At 69.2% G+C, this 23,633-nt stretch carries 22 protein-coding genes and 1 pseudogene; 9 read left to right on the top strand and 14 right to left on the bottom strand.

Features of this window, described 5'->3' with window-relative positions; genetic code table 11:
• Positions 1-9: 9 nt before the first annotated feature.
• Positions 10-1,113, bottom strand: a complete 1,104-nt coding sequence (locus ACIHCQ_RS04985; RefSeq protein ID WP_399658052.1) for a hypothetical protein — start codon at positions 1,111-1,113, stop codon at positions 10-12.
• A 102-nt stretch (positions 1,114-1,215) separates the two neighbouring features.
• On the opposite strand from ACIHCQ_RS04985, the gene ACIHCQ_RS04990 reads away from it, so the two are divergent.
• Positions 1,216-2,370, top strand: a complete 1,155-nt coding sequence (locus ACIHCQ_RS04990) for a cystathionine gamma-synthase (RefSeq protein ID WP_399658055.1) — start codon at positions 1,216-1,218, stop codon at positions 2,368-2,370.
• 140 nt (positions 2,371-2,510) lie between these two features.
• A pseudogene (locus ACIHCQ_RS04995) lies at positions 2,511-3,310 on the top strand (RNA-guided endonuclease TnpB family protein); the annotation flags it as partial.
• Here the strand turns inward: ACIHCQ_RS04995 and ACIHCQ_RS05000 are convergent.
• The 4 genes from ACIHCQ_RS05000 to ACIHCQ_RS05015 all read right to left on the bottom strand — a co-directional run bounded on the left by ACIHCQ_RS05000 (position 3,300) and on the right by ACIHCQ_RS05015 (position 4,866).
• Entirely contained in the window at positions 3,300-3,491 is a 192-nt protein-coding gene (locus ACIHCQ_RS05000; protein WP_399658057.1) for a DUF1059 domain-containing protein, read from the bottom strand. The pseudogene ACIHCQ_RS04995 and the gene ACIHCQ_RS05000 overlap by 11 nt on opposite strands.
• A 72-nt stretch (positions 3,492-3,563) precedes the next feature.
• Positions 3,564-3,815 carry a hypothetical protein gene (locus ACIHCQ_RS05005; protein WP_399658059.1) on the bottom strand — a complete coding sequence of 84 codons (252 nt, stop codon included), beginning with the start codon at positions 3,813-3,815 and terminating at the stop codon, positions 3,564-3,566.
• On the bottom strand, positions 3,812-4,303 hold the full coding sequence (locus ACIHCQ_RS05010; protein ID WP_399658061.1) for a sigma factor-like helix-turn-helix DNA-binding protein: 492 nt from the start codon (positions 4,301-4,303) through the stop codon (positions 3,812-3,814). Before ACIHCQ_RS05010 ends, ACIHCQ_RS05005 begins: the two co-directional genes overlap by 4 nt.
• A 32-nt stretch (positions 4,304-4,335) precedes the next feature.
• Positions 4,336-4,866 carry a MarR family winged helix-turn-helix transcriptional regulator gene (locus ACIHCQ_RS05015; RefSeq protein WP_399658063.1) on the bottom strand — a complete coding sequence of 177 codons (531 nt, stop codon included), beginning with the start codon at positions 4,864-4,866 and terminating at the stop codon, positions 4,336-4,338.
• 274 nt (positions 4,867-5,140) lie between these two features.
• Here ACIHCQ_RS05015 and ilvA point away from each other — a divergent pair, with 274 nt between their 5' ends.
• From ilvA to ACIHCQ_RS05030, 3 genes are all read left to right on the top strand, one after another.
• A complete protein-coding gene (ilvA, locus tag ACIHCQ_RS05020; protein ID WP_399658065.1) occupies positions 5,141-6,370 on the top strand; it encodes a threonine ammonia-lyase in 1,230 nt (409 codons plus the stop codon).
• A gap of 215 nt (positions 6,371-6,585) precedes the next feature.
• Positions 6,586-7,617: an ATP-binding cassette domain-containing protein gene (locus tag ACIHCQ_RS05025; RefSeq protein ID WP_399658067.1), complete on the top strand. Its 1,032-nt coding sequence runs from the start codon at positions 6,586-6,588 to the stop codon at positions 7,615-7,617.
• Positions 7,614-8,465, top strand: a complete 852-nt coding sequence (locus ACIHCQ_RS05030) for an ABC transporter permease (RefSeq protein WP_399658069.1) — start codon at positions 7,614-7,616, stop codon at positions 8,463-8,465. The genes ACIHCQ_RS05025 and ACIHCQ_RS05030 overlap by 4 nt, the downstream gene beginning before the upstream one ends.
• Before the next feature lie 97 nt (positions 8,466-8,562).
• Here the strand turns inward: ACIHCQ_RS05030 and greA are convergent, their stop codons facing one another.
• A complete protein-coding gene (greA, locus tag ACIHCQ_RS05035) occupies positions 8,563-9,060 on the bottom strand; it encodes a transcription elongation factor GreA (RefSeq protein WP_399658071.1) in 498 nt (165 codons plus the stop codon).
• A 171-nt stretch (positions 9,061-9,231) separates the two neighbouring features.
• Entirely contained in the window at positions 9,232-9,636 is a 405-nt protein-coding gene (locus tag ACIHCQ_RS05040) for a DUF4307 domain-containing protein (RefSeq protein ID WP_399658073.1), read from the bottom strand.
• Positions 9,637-9,733: 97 nt separating this feature from the next.
• Between ACIHCQ_RS05040 and mca the strand changes: the two genes are divergently transcribed.
• Both mca and ACIHCQ_RS05050 read left to right on the top strand, forming a co-directional pair.
• Positions 9,734-10,615: a mycothiol conjugate amidase Mca gene (gene mca, locus ACIHCQ_RS05045; protein ID WP_399658075.1), complete on the top strand. Its 882-nt coding sequence runs from the start codon at positions 9,734-9,736 to the stop codon at positions 10,613-10,615.
• Entirely contained in the window at positions 10,608-10,862 is a 255-nt protein-coding gene (locus tag ACIHCQ_RS05050) for a hypothetical protein (protein ID WP_399658077.1), read from the top strand. The genes mca and ACIHCQ_RS05050 overlap by 8 nt, the downstream gene beginning before the upstream one ends.
• Positions 10,863-11,242: 380 nt before the next feature.
• Here the strand turns inward: ACIHCQ_RS05050 and ACIHCQ_RS05055 are convergent, their stop codons facing one another.
• Positions 11,243-14,473 carry a tetratricopeptide repeat protein gene (locus ACIHCQ_RS05055; protein WP_399658079.1) on the bottom strand — a complete coding sequence of 1,077 codons (3,231 nt, stop codon included), beginning with the start codon at positions 14,471-14,473 and terminating at the stop codon, positions 11,243-11,245.
• 118 nt (positions 14,474-14,591) lie between these two features.
• Between ACIHCQ_RS05055 and ACIHCQ_RS05060 the strand changes: the two genes are divergently transcribed.
• A complete protein-coding gene (locus tag ACIHCQ_RS05060) occupies positions 14,592-16,604 on the top strand; it encodes a thioredoxin domain-containing protein (RefSeq protein WP_399658081.1) in 2,013 nt (670 codons plus the stop codon).
• A gap of 45 nt (positions 16,605-16,649) precedes the next feature.
• On the opposite strand, the gene ACIHCQ_RS05065 is transcribed toward ACIHCQ_RS05060, so the two are convergent.
• The gene (locus ACIHCQ_RS05065) at positions 16,650-17,327 is read right to left on the bottom strand and encodes a hemolysin III family protein (RefSeq protein WP_399658084.1); all 678 of its coding nucleotides are present in this window, start codon (positions 17,325-17,327) and stop codon (positions 16,650-16,652) included.
• Between the two features lie 260 nt (positions 17,328-17,587).
• Here ACIHCQ_RS05065 and ACIHCQ_RS05070 point away from each other — a divergent pair, with 260 nt between their 5' ends.
• Entirely contained in the window at positions 17,588-19,423 is a 1,836-nt protein-coding gene (locus tag ACIHCQ_RS05070) for a phosphoenolpyruvate carboxykinase (GTP) (protein WP_399658086.1), read from the top strand.
• A gap of 91 nt (positions 19,424-19,514) precedes the next feature.
• Here ACIHCQ_RS05070 and ACIHCQ_RS05075 read toward each other — a convergent pair whose 3' ends face one another.
• The 5 genes from ACIHCQ_RS05075 to ACIHCQ_RS05095 all read right to left on the bottom strand — a co-directional run bounded on the left by ACIHCQ_RS05075 (position 19,515) and on the right by ACIHCQ_RS05095 (position 23,333).
• Positions 19,515-19,901 carry a hypothetical protein gene (locus tag ACIHCQ_RS05075; protein WP_399658088.1) on the bottom strand — a complete coding sequence of 129 codons (387 nt, stop codon included), beginning with the start codon at positions 19,899-19,901 and terminating at the stop codon, positions 19,515-19,517.
• 144 nt (positions 19,902-20,045) lie between these two features.
• Positions 20,046-21,257 carry a pyridoxal phosphate-dependent aminotransferase gene (locus ACIHCQ_RS05080; protein WP_399658090.1) on the bottom strand — a complete coding sequence of 404 codons (1,212 nt, stop codon included), beginning with the start codon at positions 21,255-21,257 and terminating at the stop codon, positions 20,046-20,048.
• Positions 21,258-21,569: 312 nt separating this feature from the next.
• Positions 21,570-22,217, bottom strand: a complete 648-nt coding sequence (locus ACIHCQ_RS05085; RefSeq protein ID WP_399658092.1) for a DUF4360 domain-containing protein — start codon at positions 22,215-22,217, stop codon at positions 21,570-21,572.
• Positions 22,218-22,473: 256 nt separating this feature from the next.
• Positions 22,474-22,731, bottom strand: coding sequence for a chaplin (locus ACIHCQ_RS05090; protein WP_399658094.1), 258 nt, complete (start codon positions 22,729-22,731; stop codon positions 22,474-22,476).
• A 197-nt stretch (positions 22,732-22,928) separates the two neighbouring features.
• Positions 22,929-23,333 (bottom strand): rodlin, encoded by a 405-nt coding sequence (locus tag ACIHCQ_RS05095; RefSeq protein ID WP_399658096.1) that lies wholly within the window; start codon positions 23,331-23,333, stop codon positions 22,929-22,931.
• Positions 23,334-23,633 lie beyond the last annotated feature (300 nt).

Raw genomic sequence — 23,633 nt, forward strand, 5'->3', positions numbered from 1 at the left:
AGGCGGAGGTCAGTGCGGCAGCGTCGCCGGGCTGCCGCCGTTCGCCTCGTAGCCCGCCACCGCCAGCGCCCGGTACACCGCGTACTCCGCCGCCGGGTCCCCGCCCTGCGTCCACGGCAGCGCGCCGATGTAGCCGTCCACCCGTACCAGCTGGTTCATCGCCTCGGCCCACCTCTCCGACCGTACGAGGAAGAGGATCAGCAGATGGCGTACGTGCGCCAGCATCGGGTCGTCGGCGCGGGCGGAGTGCACCGTGTAGAGCGCGCCCTCCACCGCCTTCGTGACCACCGTGCTCTGGTAGAAGCCCTGCACCAGCACCACGTCCGGGATGTGCTCGTACACCGCGAACAGGGGGAGGGCGGCCAGCAGCGAGCCCCGGGGTGCGCGGGCCGCGGCCGTCGTCGCGAAGTGGTCCGCCTCCTCGCGGGAGCCGTGCCACTTCTCGCACCAGTAGCGCAGCGCGGCCAGATGCGCGCCCATGTGCTCCGGCGCGCGGTCGATCACCTTCGCCCACAGCTGGTCGAACTGCTCGTGGCTGTAGCCCAGTCCGCGTGCGACGGCGAGTTCGACGATGTACGGGATCGGGTCGCCGGGCGCGAGCAGCGCCGCCTCGCCGCAGACCGTACGGGCCTCCTCCAGGATGATCCGGAAGTCGTCCGTCCCCGCCGTCGAGGACCGCCACGCCTGCTGCACCAGGAACTCGGCGTGCACCTGCGCGGCGCCCGCGTCCTTCGGGGACTCGGAGCGCCAGGCACGCAGCCACGCCCCGCCGACGCCCGGCTTCCGCTGGAGCTCCAGCGACGCGGCGCCCGCGAAGGACTGGACGCGCTGCCAGCGCACCTCGCCCTCCTTCGGGGTGCCGGCGAGCAGCTGCGCCGCCGCCTGCCACTCCTGGGTGCGCTGGACGACATCGAGTACGTCAAGGAGGTCCTGGTCCGGTCCCGGCAGCCGGATGTCCAGCTCCTCCTGGCGTACGAATCCGTACGTGTCGGGGTCGGCGGCGTCGGGCGAGCCCGGGGCCACCAGCCGGATGCCGGAGCGGCGGCGCATCAGGTACGGGCCGAAGGCCGCGGCCAGCAAGGCCATCGCGATCAGGAACCAGAGAATCTCCATGGGCCCATTGTCCCGGACGGGGGACGGTGCGGGCCACGCCCGTTTCCCGTCCGGGACGGGGGGTCCGCGTACAGGGCGCGGGCCGGGCTACCCTCGGAGCCCATGAGCGACCAGCACAGTTTGCACAGTTTCGAGACACTCGCCATCCACGCGGGCAACGCCGCGGACCCACTGACCGGTGCCGTCGTCCCGCCCATTTACCAGGTGTCCACGTACAAGCAGGACGGAGTGGGCGGACTGCGCGGCGGTTACGAGTACAGCCGCAGCGCCAACCCGACGCGCACCGCGCTGGAGGAGAACCTCGCCGCTCTGGAGGGCGGCCGGCGCGGGCTCGCCTTCGCGTCCGGGCTCGCGGCGGAGGACTGCCTGCTGCGCACGCTGCTCGCGCCGGGCGACCATGTGGTGATCCCCAACGACGCGTACGGCGGCACCTTCCGGCTCTTCGCGAAGGTGGTCTCGCGGTGGGGCGTGGAGTGGTCGGTGGCCGACACCTCCGACCCGGCGGCGGTCCGCGCCGCGATCACCCCGAAGACCAAGGTGATCTGGGTCGAGACCCCCTCCAATCCGCTGCTCGGTATCACCGACATCACGGCGGTGGCGGCCATCGCGCGCGGCGCGGGCGCGAAGCTGGTCGTGGACAACACCTTCGCCACTCCTTATCTTCAGCAGCCGCTCGCGCTCGGCGCGGACATCGTCGTGCACTCCCTCACCAAGTACATGGGCGGGCACTCGGACGTCGTCGGCGGTGCGCTGATCGCGGCGGACGAGACGGTGGGCGAGGAACTGGCGTACCACCAGAACGCGATGGGGGCGGTGGCGGGCCCGTTCGACGCGTGGCTGGTGCTGCGCGGCATCAAGACGCTGCCTGTCCGTATGGACCGGCACAGCGAGAACGCGGGCCGGGTCGCCGAGCTGCTGACCAAGCACCCGCGGGTGACGTCGGTGCTCTACCCGGGGCTGTCGGAGCACCCGGGGCACGAGACGGCCGCGAAGCAGATGAAGGCGTTCGGCGGCATGGTCTCGTTCCGGGTCGACGGGGGCGAGGAGGCGGCGGTCGAGGTCTGCAACCGCGCGAAGCTGTTCACGCTGGGCGAGTCGCTGGGGGGTGTGGAGTCGCTGATCGAGCACCCGGGACGGATGACGCACGCGTCGGTGGCGGGCTCGGCGCTGGAGGTTCCGGCGGATCTGGTGCGCCTGTCGGTGGGCATCGAGTCGGGCGACGACCTGCTGGCGGACCTGACGCAGGCGCTGGGGTAAGGGGGAGGGCGGGAGGGGGCGGCCCGGGCTCCTTGGACAGGTGGATCCCGGGCCGGTCACGGAAGGGTCCGCTACTCGCTCCCCTTACCGATGGTCTTGCGTGAAAGCCCCGGCCTTCAGGCCGGGGATGAAACGCATCTCTGGTCTGCTCACCCACCTCTCTGACGATCACCAAGGATTCCAGCGGCCGGTACTTCATGAGCTTTGTCGTGGACACCGAGCCGGACATCCTGCCCGAGCTGGACGCCGAGGTGGGTATCGACCTCGGCCTGACCACCTTTGCTGTCCTGTCCGACGGCACCCGCATCCGCTCCCCGAAGTTCCTGCGCCGTGCGGAGAAGAAACTCAAAAGGTTGCGGAAGGACTTGTCCCGTAAGGCCAAGGCGTCGAAGAACCGGGCCAGGGCCCGTATCAAGGTCGCCCGGCAGCACGCGCGGGTGGCCGATCGCCGCCGGGGCTTCCACCACAAGGCATCCACCCGGATCATCCGCGACAACCAAGCGGTGTATGTGGAAGACCTCGCGGTGTCCGGTCTGGGCAGGGCCCGGCTGGCCAAGTCCGTGCACGACGCCGGATGGTCCACCTTCGTGAGCATGCTGGAGTACAAGGCCGCCAAACATGGCCGGTACTTCGGCAAGATCGGCCGGTTCGAGCCGACCTCCCAGATCTGCTCCGTGTGCGGCCTCAAGGACGGACCGAAACCCCTGCACGTCCGGGAATGGACGTGCAGGAGTGCGGGACCGTCCACGACCGCGACGACAACGCCTCCAAGAACACCCTGGCCGCCGGACGGGCGGACAGGCTAAACGCCTCGCAGAGCGCAGGTAAGACCAGGGCGAAAGTCCCGGCACAGCGCGTTGAAGCAGGAAGCCACCCAGACGGTCCGACGACCGTGGCAGGAATCCCCGGACCTCAGGCCGGGAAGCACGTCAAGCACTGACCTTCTCGTCCTCGAGCATCTCGCGGATCTGCGCCCGAAGGTCCAGGCTGTCCGTGTGGCCGTGGACGGAGACCGCGTGCTCGCTGGCGGCCCGTACGACTTCCTCCTCCTCACCGGAGATGGTGAGAGAGCAGTTCGTCTCACTCGGGAACTTGCGGCAGTCGGCTACTTTCCTGGTCATAACGACCTCCTTCGCGGGATCTGTACGCCGCTTCTTCCAGCATAGAACCGGACAAAGCGGCGGTTCCCCCGGCTACCAGCCCTCCAGCGGCGGCGTCACATCCATCGGCGGCGACACCCACGGTTCCGCCACCGACGCCCACACCGCGAACGCGATCGCCGCGGCTGCCAGCAGCAGCCACCCCACTCGCCGTACCGCCCGGTGGCGGCGCAGCAGCCGGTTGCCCCGGTCCGCCGCGCGGGATGCCAGGTCGGCCGGGACCGGCGGGTACCGGGTCTCCATCATCCGCCGGACCTCGTCCTCCTTGCGGTCCGCGCGGCTCATGGCGCCGTCTCCACCCGTGCGTGCGGCGGCGGTCGCGGGGCCCTGCGCATCGTCGCGACCGCGCGGGCGCAGACCGCCCGGACCCGTTCCACCGGCAGCCCGATCAGTGCCGCCGTCTGCTCCTCGGCCACCCCTTCGTACAGCCGCAGCACCAGGATCAGGCGCTCCTGGGGGCCGAGGCGGGCCAGGATCCCGCCGCGTGCCTTGTGGTGGCGCCAGGCGCTGAGCGCGAAGCGGGAGACCAGTTCCCGGCGGGTGCGGTCGTACGGATCCTCCCCGCGCAGCCGGTCCCAGTCCGCGTACGTACGCGCGAGCGCGGCCGTCAGCAGTCGCTGTGCCTGCGGGTTGATGCCCGGTGTCTCGGCCGTCAGCAGGGTGGCGGCATGCAACAACCGGCCGGCCGCGCCCGCGACGAACGCGTCGAACTCCCGGGCCCGCCGGACCCGGCGGGCCCGGCGACGCGTCTTGGCCGTCTGCCGCTCGCTCACGTCCTCATATAGAGGCAGTCGCACAGCCAGGGTCAAGAGCTCGGCGGCGTCCCCGTCTCCACCGTCTCCACCGTCTCCACGGGCGGCAGCCCCGCCTGGCGGGCGGAGAGCGCGGTGTTGAAGCGGGTGAGCAAGGTGCAGAACGACTCGCGCTCCGTCTCCGTCCAGCCGTCCGTCACCTGCGCCATCAGCTCGCGCCGCGACGAGCGCACCTCTTCGAGCCGGGACTGCCCGCGCGGGGACAGCTGGAGCACGACCGCGCGGCCGTCCTCCGGGTGCGAGGTGCGTTTGACCAGGCCGGTGTCGACGAGCGGCGCGACCTGGCGAGTGACGGTCGACGAGTCGATGCCCATCCCCGCGGCCAGCGCTTTCACGCCCATGGGGCCTTCCAGGTCGAGCCGGTTGAGCAGCAGATACGCGGCACGGTCCATGGAGTTGCGGACCTGGCCGACCCCGCCGAGCCGAGTCTGTTCCGCGCGGCGTGCGAAGACGGCCACCTGGTGCTGGAGGGCATCGAGGAGACCGGGGTCGAGACGGGTCGTCATGTCCTGAGAAGTGGGCATGGCTGAGGGGGCTCTCTCGTGCGGTGGGCGGTTGGTGGGGGACAGAGTACGCGGCCGGGACCCGGTGCGTACCTGCGCTGCGTAAACCCATGAGGAACCTTGGTGTGAGGCCGATTCGGGCCATGATCCGGCTACGATCCGGGCCGTGAGGCCTTGTTTGATACGGGTCGTGACGCGGGTGGTGACAGCGGTCGTGACGCAGCCGGTGACGCGGCCTGTGACGCGGCCTGTGACGCGGACGCCGTCCCGGCGGTGAGCTGCGAGACTTGACGCCATGAGCTTCAGCACGCCCGGCACCTTCCGTCCCGTCATCCTCGACGACATCAGGGGGGCGCAGAAGATGCTGTCGGGCGTGGCCCGCATGACCGCCATGGAGGGCAGCAGGCATCTGTCGCAGCTCGTCGGCTCGCCCGTGCACCTGAAGTGCGAGAACCTTCAGCGGACCGGGTCCTTCAAGCTGCGCGGCGCGTACGTACGGATCGCGGGCCTCTCCCCGGAGGAGCGGGCGGCGGGCGTCGTCGCCGCCTCGGCCGGAAATCACGCGCAGGGCGTGGCCCTGGCCTCCTCGCTGCTCGGCGTGCGGTCCACCGTGTTCATGCCGGTCGGCGCACCGCTGCCGAAGGTCGCCGCGACGGCCGAGTACGGCGCTCAGGTGCGTATGTACGGACAGGTCGTGGACGAGACCCTGGCCGCCGCGCAGGAGTACGCCCGCGAGACGGGTGCGGTCTTCATCCACCCCTTCGACCACCCGGACATCATCGCCGGGCAGGGCACGGTCGGCCTGGAGATCCTGGAGCAGTGCCCGGAGGTGCGGACGATCATCGTCGGGGTCGGCGGCGGCGGGCTCGCGGCCGGGGTCGCGGTGGCGGTGAAGTCGGTGCGCCCCGATGTGAAGGTGATCGGCGTGCAGGCGGAGGGCGCGGCGGCGTACCCGCCCTCGCTGGCTGCCGGGCATCCGGTCTCGATAGAGGGGCTTTCGACGATGGCGGACGGCATCAAGGTGGGCCGCCCCGGAGACCTGCCGTTCAAAATAATTGGCGATCTCCTGGACGAGGTCCGTACGGTCTCCGAGGACGCGCTCTCCAGTGCGCTGCTGCTCTGCCTGGAGCGGGCCAAGATGGTGGTCGAGCCGGCCGGGGCGAGTCCGGTGGCGGCGCTGATGAGCGATCCGGGGGCGTTCCAGGGGCCCGTGGTCGCCCTCTTGTCGGGCGGGAACGTGGACCCGCTGCTGTTGCAGCGCATCCTGCGGCACGGCATGTCGGCGGCGGGGCGGTATCTCTCGCTGCGGCTGCGCCTGACGGACCGGCCCGGGGCGCTGGCCGCTCTGCTGGGGGTGTTGTCAGTGGTGGACGCTAACGTCCTTGACGTGAGTCATGTACGGACGGATCCGCGGCTCGGACTCACAGAGGCGGAGGTGGAGTTGCATCTGGAGACGAAGGGGCCGGAGCACTGCGGGGAGGTCGCGACGATGCTCCGCGAGGCGGGTTACACGGTCATGGCCTGAAGCGCTACCGGGGGGTTGAGTATCGCGATGTATCGCGTTACGGTGTTGTCCGCTCGGCCCCGGCTCGGCGCGGCGTCCTGCCATGCACCTGCCAGACGCCCGCGCCCGTACACACCCTCACGCGCGCACCCCCGCACACGCCCCCACGTACACCCACACGCATTCCTGCTTTCGCACCAAGTAACCCACCCACCCGCCACCTTGGGAGAACCCATATGCCAGGCGCCATTTACGCCGAAGGCCTGGTGAAGACCTTCGGCGCTGTAAGGGCTTTGGACGGCGTCGATCTCGACGTCCCCGAAGGCACGGTCCTGGGACTGCTCGGCCCCAACGGAGCCGGCAAGACCACCGCCGTGCGCGTCCTGACCACCTTGCTGCAGCCCGACAGCGGCAAGGCCGTCGTCGCCGGTATCGACGTCCTCAAGCACCCGAACGAGGTGCGCCGCGTCATCGGCCTCTCCGGCCAGTTCGCCGCGGTGGACGAGTATCTGACCGGCCGTGAGAACCTCCAGATGGTCGGTCAGCTGTACCAGATGAGCTCCCGGGACGCCAAGGCGCGGGCGGTCACCCTGCTCGACCGGTTCAACCTCGCCGACGCCGCCGACCGCCCCGCCAAGACGTACTCCGGCGGTATGCGCCGCAGGCTCGACCTCGCCGCCGCCCTTGTCGTCTCCCCGCCCGTGATGTTCATGGACGAGCCGACCACCGGGCTCGACCCGCGCAACCGCCAGCAGTTGTGGGAGGTCATCGAGGAACTGGTCGCCGGCGGTACGACACTGCTGCTCACCACCCAGTACCTCGAAGAGGCCGACCGCCTCGCCCATGACATCTGCGTCATCGACCACGGCAAGGTCATCGCCCGCGGCACCTCCGACGAGCTCAAGGCACGTACGGGCGGCGAGCGCGTCGAGGTCGTCGTGCACCAGCCCGACCAGATGGCCCCGGCCCAGGCCGTGCTGGCCGGTTTCGGCAAGGGCGAGGTCACCGTCGTCCAGCTCAGCCGCAAGCTCACCGTCCCGGTCACCGGCGGCGCCAAGCTGCTCGCCGAGGTCATTCGCGAACTGGACGCCCGTGGTGTCGAGATCGACGACATCGGCCTGCGCCGCCCCACCCTCGACGACGTCTTCATCTCCCTCACCGGCCATGCCGCCGAGCTGGCGGCCGAGGAGACCGAGGAGACCGAGGAAACCGACAAGCCGCAGGACGCCAAGGCGTCGAAAACATCCGGGAAGGAGACGGCGAAGTGACCACGACCACCAAAGCTCCTCCGCTCGCGGCCCCCCGGCCGCGCGGCGGCATCGTGCAGTCGGTCAACGACTCACTCGTCATCGCCAAGCGCAATCTGATCAGGATGACCCGGATCCCGGAGATGATCATCTTCGGGCTGATCCAGCCGATCATGTTCGTGGTCCTGTTCAGCTACGTCTTCGGCGGCTCCATGCAGATCGGCTCCTCGACGTCCCCGGAGGTCTACCGCGAGTTCCTGATGGCCGGGATCTTCGCGCAGACCGTCACCTTCGCCACGGCGGGGGCGGGCGCGGGCATCGCCGACGATATGCACAAGGGCCTCATCGACCGGTTCCGCTCGCTGCCGATGGCGCGCGGCGCGGTCCTCACCGGCCGTACGCTCGCCGACCTCGTGCAGACCGCGCTGACCGTCGTGGTCCTCGCGATCGTCGCCCTGCTCGTCGGCTGGCGAGTCCACGAGGGCATCCCCAAGGCGCTCGGCGGGTTCGCCCTGTTGCTGCTCCTCGGCTACGCCTTCTCGTGGATCGGCGCGCTGATCGGCCTCTCGGTCCGTACGCCCGAGGCGGCCACCTCCGGCGGTCTGGTCTGGCTCTTCCCGGTCACATTCATCTCGAACGCGTTCGTGGACTCCAGCAAGCTGCCCCCCTGGCTGCGGCACATCGCCGAGTGGAACCCGTTCAGTGCCACGGTCCGGGCCTGCCGTGAGCTTTTCGGCAACCCGGGAGTCCCGCCGTCCGACGCCTGGCCGATGCAGCACCCGGTGCTGGCCTCGATCATCTGGTCGATCGTGATTATCGTGCTGTTCCGGACGCTGGCGGTGCGGAAGTACCGCTCGGCGACCGTCTGAGGGGCGCGTGGCGTACACGTTGCGAACAACGTGGCAAAGGGGCCGGACCGCAGCGAGCGGTCCGGCCCCTTCGGGGTTTGTCTCTGCGCGGCCGGCCTCAGCCGGTGTACGGCTTGGCCTCGAGGATCTTCACCGAGGCCTTGTTGCCGTTCGGCAGCTCGTACTGCGCGTCCTCGCCGACCTTCTTGCCGTTCACGGCGGACCCCAGGGGGGACTGCGGCGAGTACGTCTCGATGTCCGTACTCGCGTACTCACGCGATGCCATCAGGAAGGTCACGGTGTCGTCCGGATCGCCGCCGAAGGCGATCGTGACGACCATGCCGGGGCCGACGACGCCGGTGTCCGCAGGCGCCTCGCCGACCTTGGCGTTGTCCAGAAGCTGGGTCAGCTGGCGCACACGGAGCTCCTGCTTGCCCTGCTCTTCCTTGGCTGCGTGGTACCCGCCGTTCTCGCGCAGGTCGCCCTCCTCGCGCGCCGCCTCGATCTTCTTCGAGATCTCGGTGCGCGCGGGACCAGACAGGTACTCCAGCTCGGCCTTCAGCTGGTTGTACGCCTCCTGGGTGAGCCAGGTGACGTTCTCGCTGGTCTGGGTCACAGGTGCTCCTCGTAGGTACTGGGAATACAAAGCATCGCCCTACCCAAAGGATGTGCCTCCCCGGGTGGGCGAAACCACGAGCCTAACAATTTCGTGGCCGAAGGGGGAGGACGAATGCCATCAGAATTACATCTTCGCAGGTCAGCATGGAGACTCGCGGAGACCCGAGGATCAGCGTGCGGCGCACTCCACCAGTTCGGCGCTGGTCGCGCGCGCCGTCGTGCGCACCTTGACGACCTGATCGGTCCGCTTGTCGCCGCGCTGATCCACGGCAACGTCCACGCGGCCCACCTCGCTGCCGTCCTCCGCGCGGGAGCGCAGGGTGCAGGTGCCGGTGGCGCCCGCGTCCTTGCGCACCTCCAGGTGCACCTGGACCTCGGTGTCCGAAGTGACGTCAAATTTGATCACTTCGCCGCTGATCTTCTGACTCGCGATGTAGTCATAACCGAACCAGCCGGTCATCCCGAGAAGCGCGACGCCGAGCACCGCGCCCAGGATCCTGAGCTTGCGGTCGGCGCGCTCGTCCACCGAGCGGCCGTAGCGGCCTTCCGGGAGCTCTTCGCGAACCGCGGTCATGATCTTTCCTCTCCAGGGGCGGACGGCGGAATTTTCCGCCCGCCGATTCGGTCACTATAGAAGCCGCCCAACGTGACGAATCATTGAGGATCGACTCTTGACTGAGCAGCTGCGACTGATGGCCGTTCACGCCCACCCCGACGATGAGTCGAGCAAGGGCGCGGCCACGATGGCCAAGTATGTGTCCGAGGGGGTGGACGTGCTGGTCGTGACCTGCACAGGGGGCGAGCGCGGCTCCATCCTCAACCCGAAGCTCCAGGGCGACGCGTATATCGAGGAGCACATCCACGAGGTACGCAAGAAAGAGATGGACGAGGCGCGGCAGATCCTCGGCGTCGGGCAGGAGTGGCTCGGCTTCGTCGACTCCGGCCTGCCCGAGGGCGACCCGCTGCCGCCGCTGCCCCAGGGGTGTTTCGCCCTGGAGGACGTGGAGGTGGCGGCGGGACGTCTGGTGAAGTCCATCCGCGCGTTCCGTCCGCAGGTGATTACGACGTACGACGAGAACGGGGGATACCCGCACCCCGACCACATCATGACCCACAAGATCACGATGGTGGCCTTCGACGGAGCGGCCGACGCCGAGAAGTACCCGGAGTCGGAGTTCGGGCCGGTGTGGGAGCCGCAGAAGCTGTACTACAACCAGGGCTTCAACCGTCCGCGTACGGTCGCGCTGCACGAGGCGCTGATAGAGCGCGGGCTGGAGTCGCCGTACGGGGAGTGGCTGGAGCGCTGGAAGGAGTTCCAGCGCGACGAGCGCACGCTGACCACGTTCGTTCCGTGCGCGGACTTCTTCGGGATCCGCGACAAGGCGCTGATCGCGCACGCGACGCAGATCGACCCGGACGGGGGCTGGTTCCGGGTGCCGATGGACATCCAGCAGAAGGTGTGGCCCACGGAGGAGTACGAGCTGGTGAAGTCTCTGGTCGACACCTCCCTCCCCGAGGACGACCTCTTCGCGGGCATCCGGGACAATGCCTGATATGAGCGCAAGCGCAAACCTGGCACTGACGCACCTCGTCCCTCTTGCCAAGGAGGTCGACGACAACAAGGTGACCCCTGGGGTTCTCGGCTTCATCGTCTTCGCGGCGTTGGCGGTGGGGGTGTGGCTTCTGATGAAGTCGATGAACCGCCATATGGGCAGGATCAACTTCGAGGAGGCGCCGGATCCATCGGGAGCGTCTCCGAAGGATGGCGGCGAGCGGGGACGGGGCGCGGCGTCTGCGTGAGGGTGCGGCGTGAGGGGGTCGGGGCGCGTCTGGTTCCCCCGGTCCCCTTGCGGCGTTGCGCGGGGCACGGGAAACCCGGGCGCTGCGTGCGCCCGGGCCCTTGTCGGGGCTCCGCCCCGCGCCCCGCGCCTCAATCTCCCCATGGCCTTCGGCATGGGAGGGTGCCCCCACGGGGCTGGTTTTCGCCGGAGGCGTGAGCCCGGGTGCTTGTCGGGGCTCCGCCCCAAGTCCCGCGCCTCGAACTCACCCATGGCCTTCGGCATGGGAGGTGCCCCCGCGAGGCTGGATTGTCCGCCGGCGCGCTGGAAGTATCCGGTGAACTGGGGAACCAGCCCGCCTGGCGATTGAGGGCGAACCGAGTGCCGAGCGGCCCCGGTACGTCAGGTCGTCGGGATCGGGACGCCCATTACCTCCCTCGCGTGGCGGTTCGGGACCATGCCCAGTTGCCAGGCCTGCCAGCCGTCCTCCAGGTGCACGCCCCGTTCCAGCATCAGCGCCAGTGCCTCCGCGCAGTCCTCCAGCTTGCCGTCGCGCGAGCGGTGCGTCGTCTCCATCAGTTCGGACAGTTCCTCCTGGGCCACCACCGTGCCGACCTCGATGCCCCCCGGCGAGGCGTACGGCAGCAGCGTGCAGCGCAGGAAGCGGGACCAGTCCGCGCCGCGGTGGTCCTCGTACGAGGTGAAGAGCGCCGTCGCCGCGTCGCACAGGGCCAGCGCCTGTACCGGGCGGTTGTTGCCGCCGTCGATCATCGCGAGCTCCAGGCACGTCCAGGCCTCGCCGTGTGCCACGCCGATGCGGCGGAAGTCCGCGCGCGCGTCCATCAGGAGTTGGCGGGCGAAGCCGGAGTTGCGCAGATTGCCCGTCTGGGCGGCGCGCTGGTCGCGGGTCACGCGGCCCGAGTGGTGGCGGGCGCAGGCCAGGCCGTACACGTCGCGCATCCGCGAGAACATCGTGCGCGCCCGCTCCAGCTCGCGTACCGCCTCGTCGCGGTCGCCGCGCTCCTCCAGCGCCTGGCCCAGGTAGTACAGCGTCCACGCCTCGCCGCGCGCGTCCTCGCTGTCGCGGTGGCGGGTCAGGGCATGACGGAGCTGGTCGACGGCCAGTGCCGGGTCGCCGTCCACCAGGCGGGCCCTGGCCAGCTGGGTCAGCGCCCAGGCCTCGCCGCGCTCGTCGTGGGTGCGGCCGTACAGGTCCAGGGCCGTACGCAGCTCCTCCTCCGCGCGCTCCACATCGCCCATCCGCAGGCAGACCTGGCCCAGCTGGAGCCGCGTCCACGCCTCGCCGTGCAGGGACTCACCCTCCCGGTGCAGGTCGAGCGCCTCCGCCAGCAGACCCAGCGCCTTGTTGAGGTTGGCGCGGTCGCGCTCCACCGCGGCCAGCGCGTGCATCGTCCACGCCCGGTCCGCGGCCTGCTCCTCCGAGGACTGGAGGCCGAGCGCCTCGTTCAGCTTCGCCGCCGCCTCGGTCAGATTGCCCTGGTGGTGCAGGGTGATCCCGAGCGAGCCGAGCGCCAGCGCCGCCCCCGCGTCGTTCTGCGCCTCGCGGTAGAGGCCGACGACCGAGGAGAGCGTGGTGCGGGCCTTGTCGAGCTCGCCGAGCTGGCGGGCCGCGATGCCTGTACGCCACCGTACGGAACGCTCCAGCAGGCCCTGGTCCACCGCCTGCGACAGCTCGCTGATCTCGCCCAGCCGGTAGAGGTCGCCACGCAGCAGGCAGTAGTCGCACAGCGCGCCCAGCAGATTGAGCACGGTCTGCTGGTTCACGCCCTCCGCGTAGCGCAGCGCCGAGGTGATGAAGCTGGACTCGTCGTCCAGCCAGCGCAGCGCCGCGTCCAGGGAGGAGAAGCCGTGCGACCCGAAGTCGCCCGCGCGTGTGGATCTCTTGCCGTCCACCATCCGGATCACCGCGCCGGCCAGGTCCGCGTAGTTCTGGATCAGCCGCTCCTGTGCGGCGGTACGCTCCGCAGCCGCCTCCTCGTCCACGAGCCGGGCGCGGGCGAAGGCCCGTACGGCATCGTGCAGCCGGTAGCGGCCGGCCCGTACCTGAACGATCAGGCCCGTCTGCGCGAGCTTCGCGAGCAGCCCCTGCGCCCCCTTCTCGTCCGTGTCCAGCAGCGCCGCCGCAGCCGCCGCGCCCAGCGACGCCCGCCCGGCCAGCGCGAGCCTGCGCAGCAGCCGCCGCGCCTGCTCGGGCAGATCGGCGTAGCGCAGCCGCAGGGCGCGCTCGACCGGGTCCGGCGCATCGTAGGCGGCCAGGTCCGAGGCGAGTTGCCGGTCGGTGCGCGGGCCGAGGGCGGAGCCCGCGATCCGCAGCGCGAGCGGCAGCCTGCCGCACAACTCCCGTACGGCGTCTGCCGAGTGGGCGTCGTACGGGCCGGTGGCCGGGCTTTCGGCCGAGGCGCGCAGCAGTTCCTCCGCGCTCACCGCGTCCAGCGCCTCGACGGGCAGCTGGTGCACCCACGCCGGGGTGTCGTCCGGCAGGTCCAGCCGCTTGCGCGCCGTGACCAGCACCAGGCTGTCCGAGCGCTCCGGGAGCAGCGTGCGCACCTGCGCCGGGTCGTTCGCGTCGTCGAGCACCACCGTCACCGGCAGCCCGGTCAGATGCTGGTGGTACACGTCGCTCAACCGCTTGACCTGCTGTTCTGCCGAGGACCGCTCCCGGAACAGCAGTTGTTCGCGCGGCGCGCCCAGCCGGTTCAGCAGATGCAGCAACGCGTCCCGGGTGGCGAGCGGATGCTCGCTGTCGCCGCGCAGATCGACCACGCACGCGCCCCGGAACTGGTCCCTGAGGTGGTGCGAGGCCCGCACCGCGAGCTCGGTGCGCCCCGCGCCCGGCGCTCCGTACAGCACCACCACCGTCGGTCTGGTCTCCGTCGACGCGCGCGCGGCGTGCACCCACTGCGCGATCCGCGTCATCGACTCGCGGCGGCCCGCGAACACCCCCTCCGGCTCCGGCAGCAGCCCGAACGACTGCTCCAGCACGGACCTGCGGCGCGCCGCCGCGCTGCGGTCCACGCCGCGCAGCACCGGCGCGGCCGTGGTCTTCTTGGCGTTACGCGTGTTACGGGCCGTACGGGCGGAGGAGGCCAGCATCCGCTGCTGGTCCAGGAACGGGCGGATTCCCCGTACCTCCAGCGCCGTCAGCCATTGGAGCCGCAGCTGATCGGCCCCGCCCGGCTGGCCCAGCGCACCGGCTCTGCGGTTCGCGGCAGGCCAGTGCGACGCGGTCACCCTGAGGACGGTGGTCGCCGCCCCGGCGACGGCGACGATCGCGCCCGCGCCGATCGCGGTGCCCGGGCCGGTGCCGAGCACGAGGTCCGTGCCGATCGCGGCGAGGGCCGCAACCGCCGTCACCAGCGCGGGCGTCGAGATGTTCTGCCGGCTGAAGCGCTCGGACAGGGGCTGCTGCCAGGCCTCCGCCTCGGTCAGTGCCTGCTCGTACGCGGCGTACTCCTCGGCGGCGTTCGCCGCCATGGTGTCCAGGGCCGCCCGGCCGCGTGCCAGCAGCACGCCCGAGTCCGATCTTTCGCCGGAACCGCCGGAACGCCGTAGTTCTTCCTCTACGGCGCGTACCAACAGCCTCTCGGCTTCCGCCCGATGGCTGTCCCGCATGTGCGACCCCCTCGGAGAGCTCCGCTTCCTGTGCCGGTCTGGCGACAAGTGTCCTGCGTACGGCGCGTCAGCGCGAGGGAGTCCGGCGATCAACCACACCCTGAGAGAGGATGGCGGTATGCCGAACCGCCTTGCACACGAGACCTCCCCCTACCTCCTCCAGCACGCCGACAACCCGGTCGACTGGTGGCCATGGTCGGGCGACGCTTTCGACGAGGCGCGCAGGCGCGGGGTGCCGGTGCTGCTCAGCGTCGGCTATTCGAGCTGCCACTGGTGCCATGTGATGGCGCACGAGTCCTTCGAGGACGAGGAGACCGCGGCGTATCTGAACGCCCACTTCGTCAGCATCAAGGTCGACCGTGAGGAGCGGCCCGATGTCGACGCCGTCTATATGGAGGCCGTGCAGTCGGCCACCGGGCACGGCGGCTGGCCCATGACCGTCTTCCTCACCGCGGACGCGGAGCCCTTCTACTTCGGTACGTACTTCCCGCCCGAGCCCCGGCACGGCATGGCGTCCTTCCGGCAGGTGCTGGAAGGCGTCACGGCCGCCTGGAGCGACCGCCGGGACGAGGTCGGCGAGGTCGCCGGCAAGATCGTCCGGGATCTGGCGGGCAGGTCGCTCGCCTTCGGCGGGGACGGCGGCGTACCCGGCGAGGAGGAGCTGGCGCAGGCGCTGCTCGCGCTGACGCGGGAGTACGACGAGCGGCACGGCGGCTTCGGCGGGGCACCCAAGTTCCCGCCGTCGATGGCCGTGGAATTCCTGCTGCGGCACTACGCCCGTACCGGCTCCGACGGTGCGTTGCAGATGGCTGCGGACACCTGTGCGGCGATGGCGCGCGGCGGGATGTACGACCAGCTCGGGGGCGGTTTCGCGCGGTACTCGGTGGACCGGGAGTGGACGGTGCCGCACTTCGAGAAGATGCTCTACGACAATGCGCTGTTGTGCCGGGTGTACGCGCATCTGTGGCGGGCCACCGGTTCTGAGGAGGCCCGGCGGGTGGCGCTGGAGACCGCGGACTTCATGGTGCGGGAGCTGCGTACGGAAGAGGGCGGCTTCGCCTCGGCGCTCGACGCCGACAGTGACGACGGCACGGGAAGGCATGTCGAGGGCGCGTTCTACGCCTGGACGCCGGGGCAACTGGTCGAGGCGCTGGGGGAGAAGGACGCGGAGCGGGCGGCCGAGCTGTTCGCCGTCACCGAGCAGGGCACCTTCGAGGAGGGCGCGTCGGTTCTGCAACTCCCGTCCGGCGAAGCGGATGCGGAGCTCAAGGAGCGGCTGTTCGAGGCCCGCGCGCGGCGTCCGCGGCCGGGTCGTGACGACAAGGTGGTCGCCGCCTGGAACGGCCTCGCGATTGCCGCGCTGGCGGAGGCCGGGGCGTACTTCGAACGCCCGGACCTCGTCGAGCGCGCGACCGAGGCGGCCGATCTGCTGGTGCGGCTGCACATGGACGAGGCGGCGCGGCTCTCCCGTACCTCCAAGGACGGCCGGGTCGGCGCGAACGCGGGCGTGCTGGAGGACTACGCGGATGTCGCCGAGGGCTTCCTGACGCTCGCGGCGGTGACCGGTGAGGGCGTGTGGCTGGAGTTCGCGGGGTTCCTGCTCGACATCGTCATCGACCAGTTCGTCGGCGAGGGCGGGGCGCTGTACGACACCGCCGACGACGCCGAGCGGCTGATCCGCCGCCCGCAGGACCCGACGGACAGCGCCACCCCGTCCGGCTGGTCGGCCGCGGCGGGCGCGCTCCTCTCGTACGCCGCGCACACCGGCTCCGAGGCCCATCGCACGGCCGCCGAGGGCGCGTTGGGCGTGGTGCGGGCGCTCGGCCCGCGCGCGCCGCGGTTCATCGGCTGGGGGCTCGCGGTCGCCGAAGCGCTGCTGGACGGGCCGCGCGAGGCGGCGGTCGTCGGGCCCGACGGCGCCGCGGCGACCCGGGAGCTGCATCGTACGGCGCTGCTGGCGACCGCTCCGGGGCTGGTGGTCGCGGTGGGCGAGCCGGGCAGCGAGGAGTTTCCGCTGCTGCGGGACCGCCCGCTGGTGGACGGCGGCCCGGCGGCGTACGTCTGCCGGAACTTCACCTGCGACGCACCCACCACGGACCCGTCAGACCTTGTCCGGAAACTCGGTAACTGAACGCCGGCAACCCAAGCCCCGCCGCACCGCGCCGCCCCGCCTCGCTTACGCCTGCCCGTACACCACCATCGAAATCCCCACATAATGCACAATGAACGCCGCCAACGTCAGGGAGTGGAAAACCTCATGAAAGCCGAACCACCGCGGTGACGGATTCGGCCTCTTCATCCCGTAAATCACTCCACCCGCGCTGTACAGCAGCCCCCCGACAATCACGCACACCAGCACCGTGATCCCTCCTGCCCGCATGAACTCCGGCAGGAAGAACACCGCCGCCCACCCCATCGCGATGTAGCACGGCGTGTAGAGCCACCGCGGCGCCCCCACCCAGAAGACGCGGAACGCGATCCCCGACACGGCCGCCACCCACACCGCCCACAGCAGCGGCCGGCCGCTGGAGTCCGGCAGCAGGAGCATCGTCAGCGGCGTGTACGTGCCCGCGATGATGAGGAAGATATTGGCGTGGTCGAGGCGCCGCAGTACGGCTTCGCCGCGCGGTCCCCACGTCCCCCGGTGATATATCGCGCTCACACCGAACAGCAGGCATGCCGTGAAGACGTAGATGGCGCAGGCGATCCGCGCCCGAGGTGTGTCGGCCAGGGCCGTGAGTACGAGCCCCGCGACGAGCACGGCGGGGAACATCCCCGCGTGCAGCCAGCCGCGAAGCCTCGGTTTCACCGGCGTCGCGTGTATGTCGGTCTCTTCTGAGGCTGCAGCAGTCATGCCGAGATGTTACCTACGGAACCGTAGGTAACGGGAAACCTGGTCAGCCTCCCTTCCGTCGACCCCGTCACGTTCCGAGTGGCGATGCTCACGTGCGCTCACGTGAGTGCTCCTCTGGACATATGGGCAGAGTCCACCGATGATCAGATGAGTGCGGTCGACACCGGATGAGCGCCAAGCAAAGCGGCAAAAGGTTCGAAGCGTCCGGGTCGCGGCCCCCACGGGGCAATCAACCTACAAACCCTCACTTAGGAGCGATCGTGGCGCGAGACATCGCGGCTCCCAGCACCGTCCCCACCAACCACCAGGAACTCCTCTCCTGGGTCGACGAGATCGCAGCGATAACCCAGCCGGACAGCGTCGTCTGGTGTGACGGATCCGAAGCCGAGTACGAGCGCCTGTGCGGGGAGCTCGTCGCCAAGGGCACTTTTACGAAGCTGGACCCGATCAAGCGCCCGAACTCCTACTACGCCGCCTCCGACCCGAGCGACGTCGCCCGCGTCGAGGACCGGACCTTCATCTGCTCCGAGAAGGAGGAGGACGCGGGCCCGACCAACCACTGGAAGGCCCCCGCCGAGATGCGGGCCATCTTCACCGGCGACAACGGCGTCTTCCGTGGTTCCATGCGCGGCCGGACCATGTACGTCGTGCCCTTCTGCATGGGCCCGCTCGGCTCGCCGCTCTCCGCGATGGGCGTGGAGATCACCGACTCCCCGTACGTCGCCGTCTCCATGCGCACGATGACCCGCATGGGCAGCCCCGTACTCGAGGAGCTCGGCGCCGACGGTGACTTCGTCAAGGCAGTCCACACCCTGGGCGCCCCGCTGGAGCAGGGCCAGGCGGACGTCCCGTGGCCGTGCAACACCACCAAGTACATCTCGCACTTCCCCGAGAGTCGCGAGATCTGGTCGTACGGCTCCGGCTACGGCGGCAACGCCCTGCTCGGCAAGAAGTGCTACGCCCTGCGCATCGCCTCCGTCATGGCCCGCGACGAGGGCTGGCTCGCCGAGCACATGCTGATCCTGAAGCTGACGCCGCCGAAGGGCGAGCCCAAATACGTCACCGCGGCCTTCCCGAGCGCCTGCGGAAAGACCAACCTCGCCATGCTGGAGCCCACCATCTCCGGCTGGACCGTGGAGACCATCGGCGACGACATCGCCTGGATGCGGTTCGGCGACGACGGGCAGCTGTACGCGATCAACCCGGAGGCGGGCTTCTTCGGCGTCGCTCCCGGCACCGGCGAGCACACCAACGCCAACGCCATGAAGACCATGTGGGGCAACTCCATCTTCACGAACGTCGCGCTGACCGACGACGGCGATGTCTGGTGGGAGGGCATGACCGAGGAGCTGCCCGCGCACCTCACCGACTGGAAGGGCAACGACTGGACGCCCGAGTCCCCGACCCCGGCCGCCCACCCCAACGCCCGCTTCACCGTTCCCGCCGGGCAGTGCCCGATCATCGCGCCCGAGTGGGAGGACCCCAAGGGCGTGCCGATTTCGGCGATCCTCTTCGGCGGCCGTCGCGCCAGTGCCGTACCGCTGGTAACGGAGTCCTTCGACTGGCAGCACGGCGTCTTCCTCGGCGCGAACGTCGCGTCCGAGAAGACCGCCGCCGCCGAGGGCAAGGTCGGCGAGCTGCGCCGCGACCCCTTCGCGATGCTGCCGTTCTGCGGCTACAACATGGGCGACTACATGGCCCACTGGATCAAGGTCGGCAAGAACGCCGCCGAGCTGGGCTCCGCGGCCAAGCTGCCCAAGATCTACTACGTGAACTGGTTCCGCAAGAATGACGCGGGCAAGTTCGTGTGGCCGGGATTCGGCGAGAACAGCCGCGTACTGAAGTGGATCGTGGAGCGGCTGGAGGGCAGGGCCGAGGGCGTCGAGACGCCGATCGGCATTCTGCCGACGCGCGAGGCGCTCGACACGCACGGCCTCGAACTGCCCGCCGAGGATCTGGACTTCCTGCTCTCGGTGGACAAGGAGGTGTGGCGCGAGGAGGCGTCGCTGGTGCCCGAGCACCTCAACACCTTCGGTGACCACGCGCCGAAGGAGCTGTGGGACGAGTACCGCGCGCTGGTCGCCCGCCTTGGCTGATCACTGATCACTGTCGGTGATCGGCTCTCGCAGCGCAAGAAATTGTGTGGCACCCGGTCCGCGCGCCTTCGCGGCCCGCGGACCGGGGCCGTCAGGGGGCGCTGACCAGACGCGGTTCGGTCAGCGCGGCGGTGTGGGCGTCCATCCGCTCGGCGGAGAGGATCGCGGCGGCGGTGTCCGCGCGGGACGCCGCGACGACGAGGGCGCGGCCCGCGAGGGCGTGCGCCCGGCGGTGCAGGCCCGCGGGGTCGGCGCCGCTGGTGCCTTTGTGACGGGCGGGCGTCGCGCCGCGCAACCTGGCCACCTGGTCGGCGATGTGCTCGGCGGCCTCATCAAGACCGAGCTCGTCGGTGACGGCGAGCAGCGCGGAGAGATGGCCGGCGAGCTGAATGTCCAGTTCCTCTTCGCGCGTGCGGTGAGGGTACGGGGCATCGTCAGCCACCGAGTGGACGGACCTGGTGCGAATCGGCTCGTACATGGGGATGGCCTCCTGCTCAGCGTCAGGAGACCATCCTAGCTTGGATTCAGTCTAAAGTTGAGCCCGTTCGTGATCCTTTGCCGCGAGATGGCCCGGACTCCGGCCGGACCCCGGCCAGGCTTGAGTCAAACTGTGGTTTCGGGCTCAGGGCTGGCTGTAGCCGTCCAGGAACCGGCCGATCCGCGTCACCGCGTCCGCCAGGTCCTTCGCCGACGGAAGCGTCACGATCCGGAAGTGATCGGGCTCCGGCCAGTTGAAGCCCGTACCGTGCACGACCATGATTTTCTCGCTCCGCAGCAGATCGAGCACCATCTGCCGGTCGTCCTTGATTTTGTAGACCGTGGGGTCCAGCCGCGGGAAGAGATACAGCGCGCCCTTCGGCTTTACGCAGGTCACACCCGGGATCTGGGTGAGCAGGTCGTACGCGACATCCCGCTGCTCCAGGATCCGGCCGCCCGGCAGCACCAGGTCGTCAATCGACTGCCGGCCGCCGAGCGCCGTGGCCACCGCGTGCTGCGAGGGCATGTTCGCGCACAGGCGCATATTGGCGAGGATGGTCAGCCCCTCGATGTACGAGGTGGCGTGCGCCTTCGGGCCGCAGACCGCCATCCACCCGGAGCGGTAGCCGGCCACCCGGTAGTTCTTGGAGAGGCCGTTGAAGGTGAGGACCATCAGGTCCGGGGCGAGCGCGGCGGTCGGTGTGTGCGTGGCGCCGTCGTAGAGGATCCTGTCGTAGATCTCGTCCGAGCAGACGATCAGATTGTGACGGCGCGCGATCTCCGTGAGGGAGCGCAGCATCTCGTCGTCGTATACCGCGCCGGTGGGATTGTTCGGGTTGATGATCACGATCGCCTTCGTGCGATCGGTGATCTTCCGCTCGATATCGGCGAGGTCGGGCATCCAGTCGGACTGCTCGTCACAGCGGTAGTGCACGGCGGTCCCGCCCGCGAGCGCCACGGAGGCGGTCCACAGCGGATAGTCCGGGGCGGGTACGAGGACCTCGTCGCCGTCGTCCAGCAGCGCCTGCATCGACATCTGGATCAGCTCGGAGACGCCGTTGCCGAGGTAGATGTCCTCGACGTTCAGGTCGATGCCCTTGGTCTGGTAGTGCTGCATCACCGCGCGGCGTGCGGACAGCAGCCCCTTCGCATCGCCGTAACCGTGCGCGGTCCCGAGGTTGCGGAGAATGTCCTCAAGAATCTCGGGCGGGCACTCGAAACCGAAGGCTGCCGGATTGCCGGTGTTGAGTTTGAGGATGCGGTGACCTGCTGCCTCAAGCCGCATCGCCTCCTCAAGAACCGGGCCCCGGATTTCGTAACAGACGTTGGCGAGTTTCGTGGACTGGATCACCTGCATGTCCGTGAGGATACGGGCGCGTAAAGCTGATCGCTTCGAGTTTTCGGCCACTCGGCGGTGCGGTGAATGTCCGCTTTGGCGCTTTGGCCGGTGAGAGCGGTCCGCTTCCTTCGAAAGCCTTGTTCCGATGGTGGAGACACCTGCGGTTTACGCGGCGGGGGTGGTGGGGCGGCGCGTGGATGTTGTCCTCGTCACCTCACGGCACAGCGGGCTTCGCGCCGTCGAGGAGCTCGCGTACGGCGTCCATTGCGGCTCCGCACCGCCCCGGCCGCCGGTCGGGGCGGTGCGCGTTCCCCCTGGCTCGGTCGTGGCTCAGGCGTCGCATTCCTTCCAGGCGAGCCGGTAGATGGTGTTGATTTCACCGTCCGTCGAGTCCATGGTCATGAAACTTGTCGTGGTCCTTGGGTCGGACGTGCCGATGTTGACCCGCACTTCGGTGTTGATGTTGAAGTTCCGCTTCACTCCGCACGGTGCCCAGACCATCTGTCCCCATTCCGTGGAGTCGGTGGCCTGCCAGTTGTCGTCGAGCGGCCCGCGGAACGGGTGACTGCGGGACGCCGTGTCCGGCGAGCCCTGGAAGTAGTACGACGCCTTCTGGGTCGCGGTGGCGCCGGTCATGAGGTTCGCGTAGCCGCGGTAGTCGACGCTTGCGATCGCGTAGGTGAAGCCTTGCGGGACATGGACGACGAGGCTGAGCTGACAGTTCTTGCGCATGTCGGTCGCCGTGGCGCCCCGGCCTACCTTGGCGAGGTATTCGCTGTAGGTGACGGTGAAGGCCGTGTTGTCCTCGGACACGGATGTGGCGGCGCTCCCCGGGCGGCAGCCCGATCCGTTGACCGTCGCGACGTCGATCGTGATTTTGTCCGGCGGCGCGATGCTGACCGCGGCAGCGTTCTGAACGGCCAGCAGCGAAGCGACAATTGCCGCCGTCGCGCCACCCGCGATAAGTGCACGGGACATGATTCTCCCATCGGGGAAATGTGAGGGGTTTCGTCCGGAACAGGCATGAAAAAGCCATGGCCATGTCATCTCTTCAAGCATTCTTGTGTTTGCCTGAAGAGCCGGATCGAGGGGAATCATAGGCTCCGAAGCGGATGCTGGACAGTCGGTTATCAGCCGCGTAAAGACCGGGTGAAGGAGGTTTGTGGGACCTGCGAAGGCCAAGCGGCCCCGAGGAGCACCTTCGTGCTCCTCGGGGCCGCAGCCGTACTGAAGGTCACCTGGCGGCGCAGGTGTTGCCTGCGGCCGGGTTCAGCAGGCCGATGATGTCGATGGTGTTGCCGCAGACCTGAAGCGGAATGTGGATCGGAACCTGAATCGTGTTCCCGGAAATCAATCCGGGGGAGCCGGCGGCGAAACCTGTCGCAGACGCACCGTCCTCGCCCCCGTCGCCCCCGCTCGCCATGGCGGGCGCGGCGCTGCCAATGGCGAGGAGGATGCCCGCTACGGCGGCAGCGGCCTTCATGCGCTTCATTTTCGATCCTTTCAGCAGTGGTGCCGTGCGCGTACGCGACCTTCGCGCCACGCAGCCCAGTTTCCTGTTCGTGGACGCCTCTGCGGGACTGGTAATGAATCGGTTCCCGCAGAGGGGGCACCACATGGCCGTCAGTTCGAAAAGCCACTCGTATGCAGCACATACGCCGCGGCGGCCATTTCGAATGCGGCGAAGAACTACTCGTTGCCCGCGCCGTTGCCCGAGAGGATCGGGATGTCATCCAGAATGTGCGACAGCAGGTCGTCGCCCTTCTCCTGGGTGGAGTTCTCGGTGCACTGCTGGACCTGCTGGGACGTGAGGATGTCCTGAACCGTGATCGGGATGAGACCGACGACGGAGCCCACGTTGAGCTTGGCCGGCAGGCCGATGCAGGGCTTGTTCAGAGAGCCCTGGATGAGGCCGATCTGCGGGCTCATGTCGCCGGCGGTGGCGAAATTGCCGTACGTCTGCGAGGCGCCGTTGCCGCTCAGGGCCGTCAATTCCTCTTCGCTGCCGATGGCCATAGCCTGCGGAGCCATCGCGGCACCGGTGCCCACCATCGAAGCGGTGACCGCTGCGGTAGCCAGAATCTTCTTGATCACTTTGTGTCCTTCTTCGCTATGAACAATCGATCGTGGAGCAGACTGATCAACTGCGTTCCGGTGGGTTTGGTTCCGTGCCCTCACCCGAATGCCGCAATGTCTTTGCGTGGCCTCGTCGTCTGACCGTATGTATCGGCGGAGGGCCGGTAAAGGCCCTCCGCCGATGGGCAGATCGCCGTCTCCGGATGCGCCGTGCCAACAGAAAACACGACCGCCCCACGACGCGATGCGCCGCCGGCTGGAGGCGTGCAGCCGGAGTAGTTCTCCTGCACGGTCTGCGCGGCAATTTCACCATCACCG

The organism is Streptomyces sp. NPDC052236, assembly GCF_044548015.1.
Lineage (GTDB): Bacteria > Actinomycetota > Actinomycetes > Streptomycetales > Streptomycetaceae > Streptomyces.

Coding starts and splice junctions, on each gene's coding strand:
- ACIHCQ_RS05090 (WP_399658094.1), bottom strand. CDS start 22,731: ATGAAGCGCATGAAGGCCGCTGCCGCCGTAGCGGGCATCCTCCTCGCC.
- ACIHCQ_RS05085 (WP_399658092.1), bottom strand. CDS start 22,217: ATGTCCCGTGCACTTATCGCGGGTGGCGCGACGGCGGCAATTGTCGCT.
- ACIHCQ_RS05060 (WP_399658081.1), top strand. CDS start 14,592: ATGCCGAACCGCCTTGCACACGAGACCTCCCCCTACCTCCTCCAGCAC.
- ilvA (WP_399658065.1), top strand. CDS start 5,141: ATGAGCTTCAGCACGCCCGGCACCTTCCGTCCCGTCATCCTCGACGAC.
- ACIHCQ_RS05005 (WP_399658059.1), bottom strand. CDS start 3,815: ATGAGCCGCGCGGACCGCAAGGAGGACGAGGTCCGGCGGATGATGGAG.
- ACIHCQ_RS05065 (WP_399658084.1), bottom strand. CDS start 17,327: ATGACTGCTGCAGCCTCAGAAGAGACCGACATACACGCGACGCCGGTG.
- ACIHCQ_RS04990 (WP_399658055.1), top strand. CDS start 1,216: ATGAGCGACCAGCACAGTTTGCACAGTTTCGAGACACTCGCCATCCAC.
- ACIHCQ_RS05025 (WP_399658067.1), top strand. CDS start 6,586: ATGCCAGGCGCCATTTACGCCGAAGGCCTGGTGAAGACCTTCGGCGCT.
- ACIHCQ_RS05000 (WP_399658057.1), bottom strand. CDS start 3,491: ATGACCAGGAAAGTAGCCGACTGCCGCAAGTTCCCGAGTGAGACGAAC.
- ACIHCQ_RS05040 (WP_399658073.1), bottom strand. CDS start 9,636: ATGACCGCGGTTCGCGAAGAGCTCCCGGAAGGCCGCTACGGCCGCTCG.
- ACIHCQ_RS05050 (WP_399658077.1), top strand. CDS start 10,608: ATGCCTGATATGAGCGCAAGCGCAAACCTGGCACTGACGCACCTCGTC.
- ACIHCQ_RS05015 (WP_399658063.1), bottom strand. CDS start 4,866: ATGCCCACTTCTCAGGACATGACGACCCGTCTCGACCCCGGTCTCCTC.
- ACIHCQ_RS04985 (WP_399658052.1), bottom strand. CDS start 1,113: ATGGAGATTCTCTGGTTCCTGATCGCGATGGCCTTGCTGGCCGCGGCC.
- ACIHCQ_RS05075 (WP_399658088.1), bottom strand. CDS start 19,901: ATGTACGAGCCGATTCGCACCAGGTCCGTCCACTCGGTGGCTGACGAT.
- ACIHCQ_RS05055 (WP_399658079.1), bottom strand. CDS start 14,473: ATGCGGGACAGCCATCGGGCGGAAGCCGAGAGGCTGTTGGTACGCGCC.
- ACIHCQ_RS05080 (WP_399658090.1), bottom strand. CDS start 21,257: ATGCAGGTGATCCAGTCCACGAAACTCGCCAACGTCTGTTACGAAATC.